A 12,277-nucleotide genomic window follows, 5' to 3' on the forward strand; every position below is an offset into this window, starting at 1 on the left:
GGGATAAAGTTTGAGAATGGCCGACGAATTCTTCTCCGCCTTCGCGGGACTTCCCTCAGCTCCCGACGGCATCGCGGACGGGCATAGCAGCGGTGGCCACATGTGGGCCGAGCAGGGGGCGAGCATGGTGGACCTCGGCCCCCCGACCGTCTCGTCAAACGGGGACGGGATAATGGACACGTGCACCGTCGCCACTGATCACGACATCACGGTGTACACCGACGTCGACCACGACGGCGTCGCCGACTACGCGTACCGGGTGGACCACGAAGGCCACTACGAGCGCTGGCATTTCGCGGCGGACGCGGTGTCCGCCGCTCAGCCGAACGGCGACCGCTCGGGCGTGCATGGGCATTGGGAGATGATGGACAGCGGGCAGCTGCTCTAAATCTGAACAGTCTTTTGAAAATTTAAATCTGAATAGCCTTTTGAAAAAGAGTCAGGAAGGGTCGAGAACTTAGTGAGCCAGAACACCGCCGAAGCCGTGTCGACGCAAGAAGGCTTGGGCCAGGCCGCTCTCGAAAAAGTTTTGGCCGAGGCCCCGACCCAGCATCAGGAAGTGCTTTCGTGGGTTCGCGAGGTCGCCGGGCTCACCACGCCGAGCGACATCGTCTTCGTCGACGGCAGCGACCAGGAGTGGGACCGCCTCGCCGCGAAGCTCGTCGACGCGGGCACGGTCGTCCGGCTGAACCCCGACCGCAAGCCGAACTCGTTCCTCGCCCGTTCCGCCGCGGCGGACGTGGCCAGGGTGGAGTCGCGCACCTTCATCTGCTCGGAGGACAAGGCGGACGCGGGGCCGACGAACAACTGGATGGCCCCCGCCGAGATGCGGGCCACGATGACCGACCTCTACAAGGGCAGCATGCGCGGGCGCACCCTGTACGTGATCGCGTACTGCATGGGCCCGCTGGACGCCCCGGAGCCCAAGCTCGGGGTCGAGCTCACCGACTCGGAGTACGTGGTGCTCTCCATGCGGATCATGAGCCGCATGGGCCTGCCCGCGTGGAAACTGCTCGGCGAGGACGGGGAGTACGTCAAGGGGCTGCACTCGGTCGGAGCCCCGCTCGCCCCCGGCGAGGCCGACGTGGCGTGGCCGTGCAACGAGACCAAGTACATCACCCACTTCCCTGAGACCCGTGAGATCTGGAGCTACGGCTCCGGCTACGGCGGCAACGCCCTCTTGGGCAAGAAGTGCTACTCGTTGCGCATCGCCTCGGTCATGGGCAGGGACGAGGGCTGGCTCGCCGAGCACATGCTCATTCTGAAGCTCACCTCCCCGGAGGGCGAGGTGTTCTACATCGCGGCCGCCTTCCCGAGCGCGTGCGGCAAGACGAACCTCGCGATGATCCAGCCCACCATACCCGGCTGGAAGGCCGAGACCATCGGCGACGACATCGCGTGGATCCGGTTCGGCGAGGACGGGCGGCTGTACGCGACCAACCCCGAGGCCGGGTTCTTCGGCGTCGCCCCCGGCACCGGGGAGAGCTCGAACCCGAACGCGATGACGACGTTCGCCGGAGGCAACTCGATCTTCACCAACGTCGCGCTCACCGACGACGGCGACGTGTGGTGGGAAGGCATGGGGAGCAAGCCCGCGCACCTCGTCGACTGGGAGGGCAACGACTGGACTCCGGAGTCCAAGGGCAGGGCGGCGCATCCGAACTCCCGCTACTGCTCGCCGATCGAGCAGTGCCCGACCGTCGCCCCCGAGTGGCAGGACCCCCAGGGCGTGCCGCTCTCGGCCATCCTCTTCGGCGGCAGGCGCAAGACCACCGTCCCACTCGTGTCCCAGTCCTTCAACTGGCGCCAGGGCGTGTTCCTCGCGAGCACGCTCTCCTCGGAGCAGACAGCGGCCGCCGAAGGCGAGGTCGGCGCGATCCGGCGCGACCCCATGGCCATGCTCCCGTTCATGGGCTACCACATCGGCGACTACCTGCAGCACTGGATCACGGTCGGCGAGAAGGCCGACGAGTCGAAACTGCCGAAGATCTTCTACGTGAACTGGTTCCGCCGGGGCGAGGACGGCCGGTTCCTGTGGCCGGGCTTCGGCGAGAACTCCCGCGTGCTCAAGTGGATCGCAGAGCGGGTCCAGGGCAAGGCTCAGGGCGTCGAGACTCCTATCGGCTTCGCGCCCGCCTTCGACGAGCTCGACCTCGACGGGCTCGACGCCGACCGAGCCGACGTCGAAGAGGCGATCACGGTCCGCGCCGAGGAGTGGCAGGCCGAAGTCCCCGGCATCGAGCAGTGGTTCAGCTTCATCGGCGACCGGCTTCCGAAAGGGCTCGAAGAGGAGCTGGATAACCTCCGCTCCCGCCTGAAGAAATAACGCCCGCCGCCCAGACGGCGGTCTGCGCTGTTCTCGTTTTCTCGTGTGCTTGCTCGTTCTTCGCTGTTTGTACACGTCGTCGCTTGCGGCCTTGGGCGGGCGCGGATAAAGTGCGGCTGTCCTACTCGTTGGGGCAGTCTGCGGCGATTTCCTTCTCATAAGGCATGAAAAGGGTGCGCCAGTCCAAATCGCCGAACATGCCGCCGCTCTTGTCCTCGAAGTCCGGGATCACCGACCCGGCGTCGACGGCCTCGCGGGTGCGGATGAGCCAGTTGAGCAACCATTTCTGTCTGCGGCTGCCGACCGGGCCGGACCTGACCTTCGCCAGCTCTGCCGGGGCCACGCGCTCAATGGCGTGATAGATCTGCGTCCCGGAGCAGGGAGTGCTCTTGAAGAAGGCGAGGTCGATCGCGCTGTCGTCGGCCATGGCGCTCGGGCTGGACCCGAAAGCGAGCGCGGCGAGGCCGACGAGCGTGAGGCTGGCGTTCCGACGGGTGCGCGCGTGAGAAAATATGGACATAGGAACTCCTAGATGCGCTGCTCGCTGAACTGCGCTTTTCGAGCGGTTCAGGCTTTTGAGTGTATCAGCGGAGTACCGTTCGTTAACCCGACGTTTGAAAACATCGGGTTAACAAGCAAGCTTGATAGAAAGCTTGGTGTTTTTAATTGCCCGGAGCCGGCGTTGGCGTCGCAGGGCTGTAGTTCGGATCGTATTTCGGAGCTTTTTTGCCTTTCGGCCCGTACTGGTCGCGCTCGCGCTGCTTGCCGCCGGAGCATTCCGCCGCGATCTGGTCCTGATAGGGCAGCATTTGCTGCCAGAACCGTTCGCCGAAGAGGTTGGAGACCTCGTCGAGGTCGAGAATGCCGGGCCGGGAGCCGACTGAGGCGATGATCATGATGAGCCAGTTACGCACCCATTTGATCTTCCGCGACCCGCCTGGCTCCTTTTTGATCACGGCCCATTCATCGGGGGCGACTTTTTGGATCGCGTCGAGAATTTGGTCGGCGTTGCACTTCGTGTCCCGGAAGAACGTGAGGTCGATCGCCTGCGAGGTGTGCTTGGCCGAGTTCGACGGATCTTGCGTCGGGGTCGTCACCGGGGCAGGGTCGGCTGCGGCGGTCGAGGCGAAGCTGCCTCCGACGAGAAGGGCGGCAAGGGCGACACGGGAGGGTCGCCGGGAGGCGCGCGGTGATGGCATAGGGACACTCCGAATAATGCTGGGCTACAGGCGGTGCACAGCAAAAGTACGTCGGAAGAATGTCTACTAGCCGTCATGAGCATGACGGAAAAACAGCGAAAACCTTGACATCGGACACCGAAAAACTCACAAGAACGCGCAGTCCGGCGTTAGAATTTGGAACCTGGTGGAGGCGTCGTCAGCGCTGTCTGCCGCCGGGCGGAAATTTGCCGCACGCCTCGGCGACCGCCCCCATCCGATCGCCGATTTCGTTGATCCAGTACGGGCGGTATTCGTGGGAGTTCGGGGCTTTGGAGTTCACTTCTCGGTTCCCCGGTTGATTCTTCAAATAGCCAAGCAGCCAATTGCGCGCCTGGATCATTGATTTGCCGCCTCGGGCGTCCCCTGCGTTGAGCTCCGCCCAGACGTCCGGCGTGACCTCTTGGACCGCGTTCAAAACCTGGTCCGCCGTGCACGACGTGGACGAGAGCGGTCCGGGGTTGGGATACCAGGCGGGCGGCGGATGCGGCGGGTCGCCAGGGTCGGCCGAGGCGAGGGGAGAGGCGGCCATGACGAGAGCGCCTGCAGCCCCCAGAAGGAGGCTGCAGGCCGTTCTCATGCTGCTCATGCTCAGAACTGGTCGCAGGTGTTCAGGACTTGCTGCGAGACGGAGGCGTACTGCGGGCTGGTCAGCGTGGCCAGCAGGCTCGGCTTGCCGTCCTCCGAGGGCTTGTGCAGCGTGGCCTTGCGCCCCGAGGGCGACTGGGAGAGGAAGCTCGAGAGCTGCTGCTCGGCGTCCGCCCTGCGCTGCGGGTCGGCGGTGAGGAAACCGTACGCGACGGGCGAAACCTGCTGCAGCGCCGCTTCGATCTGGTCGGCGGAACACTTGGTGTTCACGATGTCCGACTCGATGTCGGCGTTCGCGGCGGCGGGGAAGGCGAGCCCGGCCGAGGCGGCGATGAGAATAGGGGCGAAAGAGCGAAGGCGTGGCATGGGGTCTCCTCGTCGAGGTCGTGATGGTGGTCTCAGCGTAGCAAAGAAGCGGTGGCCGGGTGGTGGTTCCTTTCCGTCCACCCGGCCGCCGCGAAGATCAGTGGAGATCAGTACTGGTCGCAGGTGGCGAAGATACGGTGGAAAGTGGCCCGCATCTCATCTTTGTGGCTCTGAGCCTGCTTGGCTTTGTCCGGATGCTCTTGCGCCCACTCCTTGGCGTGCGCCTTGAAATCCTGCAACGCCTCTTGGCGCTCTTCGGGGGACTTGTCCAAGAATTCCTGCAGCCGGTCGTTCGCTTTTTGCAGCTTCTCGGGGTCGGAGCTGATGCGCTCCCAGAATTTCGGGGCTTCCTTCTGTGTGGCGGAGTCGATTTGCTCGACTGTGCAGGTGGTGTTCACGATGGCGGAGCCGTCGTGCTCCTGCGGGTCGGCGGACGCGGAGCCGGGGAAAAGAGAAGCCGCCCCGGCGGCGATGGCTCCGGCGCAGGCGCTGAGGATCGAAATACGAGAAATGGCAGTCATAAGCAGTGGCTCCTTAGACGGGTGGGCATGCGTTTTGCGTACCTCGGCGCTTCATCCCGCCGGGGTTCCGATGACGAGCCTAAGGAGCTTCTTTGTGAACAAGCCCAATGTTTCCTGGGAGATAGCCGGGAGTCGCGAAGCCGTCGGCGTTCGCCTTGAAAACCCGGCCGACGGATGAGTCGAGTACGCTCGGGGGCGAATTGTATTCGGATTGAGGAGTTGTGCTGATGATCGGAGTCGCCCGCGACGGATATGTGACCGTGATCGAGTTGCGCCGCCCGGAGAAGCGCAATGCCATCGACGTGGACACGATCAAGGCGCTCACGGCCGCCTTCGAGGAGGCGGGATCCGACGACGAGGTGCGGACCGTCGTGCTCACCGGCCAAGGCAGCACGTTCTGCTCCGGGGCGGACCTCACCAACTCCGACCCGGTCGAAGGGCCGAAGGCGCAGATGAAGCTGCTGCGCGTGATCGCGGAGACCCCGGTCCCCGTCGTCGCGGCGATCAATGGTCCGGTCATCGGGGCCGGGGTGCAGCTCACCTTGGCCTGCGACCTGCGCGTGGTGGCTCCGGAGGCGTTCGTCCAGATCCCGACCGCGCGCATGGGCGTCGCGTACGACCCGCTTTCGATCCGCAGACTTGTTGACGTGGCAGGCGCTTCCACGGCGCGCACCATGCTGTACACGGCGGAGAAAATCTCCGCCGAGCAGGCGCTGGCCTGCGGGTTCGCGAACAAGATCGGAGACCTGGCCGAGGCTCTGGAATGGGCCAAGCACATCGCGGGCCTCGCCCCGCTCTCGCTCAAGCTCACCAAGCGCATCCTGCGGGAGGACTTCGAGCGCCCGGTGTCGCGGGAATTGTCGGAAGCGGCGGAGGCGTTGCTGTTCAGCGAGGATGTGCGAGAGGGGTTCCTGTCTCGGATTGAAAAGCGTCCGCCAGTGTTCAAAGGCAAATGACCGTGCGCGTGAATCTGACTCGGGCGGCGGGCGGTTTCTCCTCCTTCGGGGCGGCGGCCTTGGTCGGCGCGGCTGCTGCGCACGCTCGAGACGTGCTGCTCGCGATGGGCGCGACCCCGAAGCCGGGCACGGTGTATCAGAACGTCCCCGAGCCGCCGTTGTCGGCGACTTCTTTCGTGCCGGGCGATTCGGCGAGCAAGCTCGCGCCCTCGCAGGCGGCCAGCATCGTCGTCAAGCAGCTGCGCTCCTCGGGGCCGGGCATGGTGATCCCGACGGTGCGCCCGTTGTTCCCGGTGGAGCCGGGCGACCTCGCCGTGACGTGGTTCGGGCATGCCAGCGTGCTCGTCGAGATCGACGGCAGGAGGGTGCTCACCGACCCGGTGTGGAGCAAACGCTGCTCGCCGAGCCAGCTGGTCGGCCCTGTCCGGCTGCATCCGACCCCGTTGGCGTTAGAGCATTTGCCGAGGTTGGACGTCGTCCTCCTCTCGCACGACCACTACGACCACCTCGACGCGAAGACGATCCGTGTCCTCGCCGACCGCACGGAGACGCAGTTCGTCGTCCCGCACGGCGTCGGCGCGCATCTGCGTCATTGGGGAGTCCCGAGCGCCCGGATCGCCGAGCGGCACTGGTGGGAGGAAGCGGCTTTGGGCGATCTCGTGTTCACGTGCGCCCCCGCTCGGCATTTCTCCGGCCGGGGCTTCAAGCGCAACACTTCGTTGTGGGCCTCGTGGAGCATCGCGGGCCCTCGGCACAAGGTTTATTTCGGCGGGGACTCGGGCTTCACGCGGTCGTTCGCCGAGATCGGCGAGCGTCTTGGGCTCCACGACCTCACGTTGCTGCCGATCGGGGCCTACAACGATCTGTGGCGTGAGATCCATATGAACCCGGAGGAAGCCGTGCGGGCGCACTTGGCGGTCGCGAAGCCTTCCGCTCCGATGCTGCCGATCCACTGGGCCACTTTCCGGCTCGCCCCGCATCCCTGGGCGGAGCCCATCGAGCGGTTGCAGAAAGAGCAGCGCGAGCATGCGGGGCTTCGGGTGCTGTACCCGGAGCCGGGGCACCGCGTGGACTCGACGAGGCCGCCGGCGAATGTGGTCCGTTGGTGGGAGTCTGCGACCCGCTAGGCGGGAGGGGCATGCGGCGACTTGCCGCGCTCTTCACCCCGCGGCTGCGGGGCGAAGAGCGCGGAGCCGACTACGCGTCGGTGTCGATCACATCGTCCCATTTGCCTCTGGTGTACTGCGCGGGATACGGCGCGTCGCGCCATTTGACCCCGAGCGTCGCGGCGGCGCGCAGCGGCCAGGTCGGCTCGCGCAGCGCCGCTCGGGCGATGAACACCGCGTCCGCCTCCTCGTTCGCGAGGATCGCCTCCGCCTGCTCCGGCTCGGTGATGAGCCCGACTGCCGCGACAGGCAGTCCCGCATGCGTTTTCACGTGCGTCGCCAACGGGACTTGGTAGCTGGGGCCGACTGGGATGTCGGCGAGCACGTTGCCGCCGCTGGACACGTCGATGAGATCGATGCCGCGCTCGGCGAGGATGGCCGAAAGGCGCGCGGTCTGCTCGACGTCCCAGCCGCCCTCGGTCCAGTCGGTTCCGGAGAGGCGGACGAAGAGCGGTTTCCCCTCGGGCCACACGGCGCGCACCGCGTCCACCGTGTCGAGCAGAAGCTTCGTGCGGCCCGTGAAGTCGCCGCCGTACTCGTCGTTTCGCTGGTTCGACAGCGGCGAGAGGAACTCGTGGATGAGATAGCCGTGCGCGCCATGGATCTCGACCACGTCGAACCCCGCCTCGTCGGCGCGGCGCGCGGCTGCGACGAACGCCTGGACGATGTCGGCGATATCGTCTTTGGCCAGCTCCCGAGGTTGCGCGTATTCCGCGAACTGGATCGGCGACGGCCCGACGGTCTCCCATCCGCCTTGGCCGAGCGGCACGCTGCCAGTCGGCTCGCCGGGGAAGCCTCGGTAGGTGGAGGCCTTGCGGCCCGCGTGCGCGATCTGGATCCCGGCCTTGGCCCCTTGCCCGTGGATGAAGTCCACGATCGGGCTCCACGCGTCGCGCTGGACGTCGTTCCAGATCCCGGTGTCCTGCGGGGTGATGCGCCCGTCGGCGGTGACTGAGGTGCTCTCGGTCATGACCAGGCCGAAACCGCCCGAGGCTCTTGCTCCGAGGTGGACAAGGTGCCAGTCGGACGGGACCCCGTCCTCTTGGAGCACCGAGTACTGGCACATCGGCGAGAGCCAGACTCGGTTGCGGAAGGTGACGTCGCGGAGCGTGTAGGGCTGGAAAAGTTTAGGTGCGTTGGCCATATATCTTCTAATGCAACTATCTATGAATCTATTCCCATGGATCTATTCCCACCGCGCGGACCCTCCTCGGCGAAGGGCACCGTGCCGCTCATTCCTCAGGCTGCTCGTCCTCAGCGGGAGGCTCTTCGCCCGAGGGCGGCTCGTGCTCGGCGGGGGCTTCCGTGCCTTCTTCGTCCTGCTTCGGCTCCTCGAGCGGGGTCGGAGCAGGGGCGCAACCGCCGGTCGCCACCCCCTTCGCGGCGAGCACGCGCCGGACTGAGGCTTCCACTCTGGCGATGGGGAACGCTCCAGAAGCCACGTCCTGCTCAAGGGTGTCGAGAACGACGGGAACCTGCGCGGTGGAGAGCCACAACGCCACGTCCGCGCCAGCCTCCAACGCGGCGGCCACCGCGTGCGGCACGTCAAACCGGGCAGAGACGGCTTTCATGCCGGAGAGGTCGTCGGTGAAAATCAATCCGCCGAACCCGGCCGCCCCATAGCCGGAGCCGTCTCGGAGCAGGCGGTACGTGGCGGGGGAGAGGCTCGTCGGCAGGCCGGGCTCGGTGAGCCCCGGCACTGTGAGATGCCCGACCATGACGCCCGTTCCGGCTCCGAGCTGGCCGACGAGCTCGCGGAACGGGATCAGGTCGAAGTCTTGGAGCTCCGCGAGCGGGGGCGTGGTCACCGAGCCCTGGTGCGAGTCGCCGGAAGCCCTGCCGTGGCCGGGGAAATGCTTGATGACCGGCAGCACGCCGCCGTCGCGCAGCCCCTGCGCGTACGCGTCGGCGTACTGGGCCGCGACATGCGGGTCGCCGCTGAACGAGCGGTCGCCGATGACCGTGTTCGCGTCGCCCGCGAAGACGTCCGCGTCCGGCGCGAAGTCCACGGTGACCCCGAGCCCTCGGAGCTTGCGGCCCCGGTCTGCGGCGAAGGCGCGCACTTGGTCGGGAGTTTTGGTCTGGGCGAGCACGCGAGCGGAGGGGGCTTGGCCGATCAGGTCAGGAATCCGAGACACCCGTCCGCCCTCCTCGTCGATGGAGACGAGCAGCGGCACGCGGGCGGAGCGGGAGATCGAATCGAGCTGCCCTCCGGACAGCAGCGCGTGGCTGGTCATGCTGCCGATGAACACGCCGCCGACCTGTTCGCGGGCCACCACGCTCTGCAGGTCGTCGGCTCCGGTGACTCCCGGCATGAGCAGTTGCGCGAGTTTTTGCCGCGTGGTCATGGCTCCGACCGGGTCCTGGCACGGGGTGGACGGATCGGCGTGGGCGGGAACGGGGAGGAGCGCGGAGGCGGCGAGCGCGAGGGAGGCCGCCAACGCCTGGAGCTTGTGGGGGAAGACAGGCATAGGGCGTAACCCTACTCGCCCGGCCTCTCGGCGGTTGCGGCCCCGGCGTTGTCCTGCGTGGTTTTGAACCATGCCTCGATTTCCGGCGAGTCGCGCTCGACGGGATCCGGCTTGTGCTCCGACGGAGTCGGCTGGTAGCGGAGCGTGCCGTCCGGGGCGGGGGCGCCGAACAGCTTCGAGAAGGCTTGGATCGGGCCGCCGAAGTCGGTGGGCAGCACCCACACTTTGTTCGCCTCGCCCTGGGCGACCTTCCCGAGCGCCTGCACGTACTGGTAGGCGAGCAGCTCCGGGGTCGGCTCGGCGGCTTTGATCGCGCCGAGCACCTTCTCCAGGCTCTTCGCCTCGCCCTGGCCGCGCAGGTAGGCTCCGGCCCGCTCGCCCTCCGCCCGGAGGATGTTCGCCTGCCGGTCGGCCTCGGCGGCGAGGATCGCGGCCTGCTTCGCGCCTTCGGCGGCGAGGACTTGCGCCTCTTTATTGCCCTCGGCAGAGAGCACCTGGGCGCGTTTGGCCCCTTCGGCGGTCTGGATCGCGGCCTCGCGCTGGCCTTCTGCGGTGAGGATGGTCGCGCGCTTCTCGCGGTCGGCCTTCATCTGCTTCTCCATGGACTCCTGCACCGAGGGCGGCGGGTCGATGGAGCGCAGCTCCACTCGGGCGACCCGGATGCCCCACGGCCCGGTCGCCTCGTCCAGCACCCCGCGCAGCTGCGAGTTGATCACTTCGCGGGAGGTCAGCGCCGCCTCCAACGTCATCCCGCCGACGACGTTGCGGATGGTGGTCGCGGCGAGCTGCTCCACGCCGACGATGTAGTTCTCGATCTCGTACACGGCGGATTCGGGCTTGGTGACCTGGACGTAGACGACGGTGTCGATGAGAACGGTCAGGTTGTCCGCCGTGATGACCGGCTGCGGCGGGAAGGGGATGACCCGCTCGCGCAGGTCCACTCGGGCCCGGACTTGGTCGACGAACGGCACGAGGATCGTCAGCTGCGCCGACACCGTCCGCGAGTATCTGCCGAGCCGCTCGATGATCGCGGCCTGGGACTGCGGCACGAGCAGCACGGTCTTGCGGAGGAAGACGACGAGCAGCACGACGAGCGCGATTGCGAGGATGATCACGGCGGAAGACATGGCCCGATCCTACGCCCCGCCGATCTTGACGGATGAGATGCCAGGCGCACGGAGCCGACGTGCGCAGAGGCGGCGGGGGCACACGAGGCGAGGGGCCACGGAGCAGATCGCCGTCAGACGACGGGGCTACACCCCGCGCTGGACGAGGGCGGTGGCTCCATCGACCTCGACCACGACGACCGGCTCTCCGGGGCCGAACCGCTCGGCGGGGAAGTAGGGTCGGGCCGTCCATTCCTGCCCGCCGATCTTCACGAGCCCGGAGTCCGGGCCGACTTCGGCCAACACGACGGCGGGCCTGCCCTCCAGCGCCCCGGCGTTGGTCTTGACCAGCGGCACGGTGAACCGGCGCTTGAGCAGCGGGCGGAGCAGCCAGACCAGGATCGTGGAGACAAGGGCGAACACCACCGCGTCGAGGATATAAGCCCCAGGCCCCGCCGCCGCTTCCACGCCGGCGGCGGCCAAGGCGCCGCCTGCCAGCATGAGCAGCCAGAAGTCTCCGGAGGCGAGCTCGGCGGCGGCCAGCAACAGCCCGGCCACCAGAAGCACTATGGCGATCATGCCCCGAGCTTACGCCGCCTCGGCGTCCCGGCGAGAGGCGGCGATCTCGGGTTTCGCGCCTACTCTTTGCGGGAGGTGAGATAGATCGTGTTGCTGATCTGGCGCTGATGGTCGGGGATGGGGAGGTCGGCTTGCGCCAACAGCTGGCTGCTGGTGACAGTCTCGGTCGCCCAGCCGCGCTCTGCGAACCACTCGGTCGTGTCGCCGCGCTCTTCGTCCCGATAGAACAAATTCGACATGTCGAGGTCGAGCCCCAGCTCCGCGAATCGCTTCGCGGCGGCTTGGAACCGGTCGGTCGGCAGCTCGTGCAAATGCTCGATGTACTCCACCGCGACCCAGCTACCGGGGGCGGAAAGCTCGTCGATGCGCTCGTAGAGCAGCAGTTCCGCCTCGGCGGGCAGATACGGCGTGAGCCCTTCGACGCTCCACGAGCTGGGAGACTTCGGATCGAATCCGGCTTCGACAAGCGCCTTCGGCCAATCGTGGCGCAGGTCGACGGGGATGGCGACCCGTTTGGCGGTCGGCTCGGCCCCGAGCGCGGCGAGCGTGTCGGTCTTGAACTCGATGACCTGCGGCTGGTCGAGTTCGAAGACGGTCGTGCCCTCCGGCCATGGCAGCCGGTAGGCGCGGGAGTCCAGGCCGGAGGCGAGGATCACCGCCTGCCGCACGCCGCTCTGCCCCGCCGAGGCGAAGAACTCGTCGAAGAACCTCGTGCGCACCGCCATAGAGTTCGCCATGACCGTTGGCGAGCCGAACTGCCGCTCGTCCTCTTCGCTGATGGCGATCTCGCCGGCGGCGAACTTGCTCCAAAACTCCACGCCGACCGCGTTGACCAGCGGCTCGGCGAATTGGTCTGAGATGATCGCGTTCTCGGCCTTCGTGGCGATGGCTCGCGCGGCGGCCACCATGACGGCGGTCGCGCCGACCGATTCGGCTATGGACCAGGTGTCGTCGTCAGTTCTGGGCATGGGGCTCCGCCTC

At 66.9% G+C, this 12,277-nt stretch carries 14 protein-coding genes; 4 read left to right on the forward strand and 10 right to left on the reverse strand.

Annotation, left to right across the window (positions count from 1 at the left end; translation table 11 throughout):
• Positions 1-16: 16 nt before the first annotated feature.
• Both HMPREF9336_RS01615 and HMPREF9336_RS01620 read left to right on the forward strand, forming a co-directional pair.
• Positions 17-388 (forward strand): DUF6802 family protein, encoded by a 372-nt coding sequence (locus tag HMPREF9336_RS01615; RefSeq protein WP_007471987.1) that lies wholly within the window; start codon positions 17-19, stop codon positions 386-388.
• 114 nt (positions 389-502) lie between these two features.
• Positions 503-2,326, forward strand: a complete 1,824-nt coding sequence (locus HMPREF9336_RS01620) for a phosphoenolpyruvate carboxykinase (GTP) (protein ID WP_051357229.1) — start codon at positions 503-505, stop codon at positions 2,324-2,326.
• A 121-nt stretch (positions 2,327-2,447) separates the two neighbouring features.
• On the opposite strand, the gene HMPREF9336_RS01625 is transcribed toward HMPREF9336_RS01620, so the two are convergent.
• The 5 genes from HMPREF9336_RS01625 to HMPREF9336_RS01645 all read right to left on the reverse strand — a co-directional run bounded on the left by HMPREF9336_RS01625 (position 2,448) and on the right by HMPREF9336_RS01645 (position 5,018).
• On the reverse strand, positions 2,448-2,846 hold the full coding sequence (locus HMPREF9336_RS01625; RefSeq protein ID WP_007471985.1) for a hypothetical protein: 399 nt from the start codon (positions 2,844-2,846) through the stop codon (positions 2,448-2,450).
• A 142-nt stretch (positions 2,847-2,988) separates the two neighbouring features.
• Complete coding sequence (locus HMPREF9336_RS17320; RefSeq protein WP_007471984.1) at positions 2,989-3,525, reverse strand: hypothetical protein; 537 nt, start codon at positions 3,523-3,525, stop codon at positions 2,989-2,991.
• Between the two features lie 178 nt (positions 3,526-3,703).
• Complete coding sequence (locus tag HMPREF9336_RS01635; RefSeq protein WP_007471983.1) at positions 3,704-4,075, reverse strand: hypothetical protein; 372 nt, start codon at positions 4,073-4,075, stop codon at positions 3,704-3,706.
• Positions 4,076-4,134: 59 nt separating this feature from the next.
• Entirely contained in the window at positions 4,135-4,497 is a 363-nt protein-coding gene (locus HMPREF9336_RS01640) for a hemophore-related protein (protein ID WP_007471982.1), read from the reverse strand.
• A gap of 107 nt (positions 4,498-4,604) precedes the next feature.
• Entirely contained in the window at positions 4,605-5,018 is a 414-nt protein-coding gene (locus tag HMPREF9336_RS01645; protein ID WP_007471981.1) for a hemophore-related protein, read from the reverse strand.
• A gap of 227 nt (positions 5,019-5,245) precedes the next feature.
• Here HMPREF9336_RS01645 and HMPREF9336_RS01650 point away from each other — a divergent pair, with 227 nt between their 5' ends.
• Together HMPREF9336_RS01650 and HMPREF9336_RS01655 are read left to right on the forward strand one after the other, a co-directional pair.
• On the forward strand, positions 5,246-5,974 hold the full coding sequence (locus HMPREF9336_RS01650; protein WP_021029919.1) for an enoyl-CoA hydratase: 729 nt from the start codon (positions 5,246-5,248) through the stop codon (positions 5,972-5,974).
• Positions 5,971-7,101, forward strand: a complete 1,131-nt coding sequence (locus tag HMPREF9336_RS01655) for an MBL fold metallo-hydrolase (protein WP_021029920.1) — start codon at positions 5,971-5,973, stop codon at positions 7,099-7,101. Before HMPREF9336_RS01650 ends, HMPREF9336_RS01655 begins: the two co-directional genes overlap by 4 nt.
• Before the next feature lie 70 nt (positions 7,102-7,171).
• Here HMPREF9336_RS01655 and HMPREF9336_RS01660 read toward each other — a convergent pair whose 3' ends face one another.
• From HMPREF9336_RS01660 to HMPREF9336_RS01680, 5 genes are all read right to left on the reverse strand, one after another.
• Positions 7,172-8,284, reverse strand: coding sequence for an NADH:flavin oxidoreductase/NADH oxidase (locus tag HMPREF9336_RS01660; RefSeq protein ID WP_007471977.1), 1,113 nt, complete (start codon positions 8,282-8,284; stop codon positions 7,172-7,174).
• An 88-nt stretch (positions 8,285-8,372) separates the two neighbouring features.
• A complete protein-coding gene (locus tag HMPREF9336_RS01665; RefSeq protein WP_007471975.1) occupies positions 8,373-9,611 on the reverse strand; it encodes a glycoside hydrolase family 3 N-terminal domain-containing protein in 1,239 nt (412 codons plus the stop codon).
• Between the two features lie 11 nt (positions 9,612-9,622).
• Entirely contained in the window at positions 9,623-10,738 is a 1,116-nt protein-coding gene (locus HMPREF9336_RS01670) for an SPFH domain-containing protein (RefSeq protein ID WP_007471973.1), read from the reverse strand.
• 126 nt (positions 10,739-10,864) lie between these two features.
• Positions 10,865-11,296, reverse strand: coding sequence for an NfeD family protein (locus tag HMPREF9336_RS01675; protein WP_007471972.1), 432 nt, complete (start codon positions 11,294-11,296; stop codon positions 10,865-10,867).
• Between the two features lie 59 nt (positions 11,297-11,355).
• On the reverse strand, positions 11,356-12,264 hold the full coding sequence (locus HMPREF9336_RS01680) for an SAM-dependent methyltransferase (RefSeq protein ID WP_007471970.1): 909 nt from the start codon (positions 12,262-12,264) through the stop codon (positions 11,356-11,358).
• Positions 12,265-12,277: the final 13 nt, after the last annotated feature.

Origin of the sequence: Segniliparus rugosus ATCC BAA-974 (assembly GCF_000185725.2) — a bacterium.
Lineage (GTDB): Bacteria > Actinomycetota > Actinomycetes > Mycobacteriales > Mycobacteriaceae > Segniliparus > Segniliparus rugosus.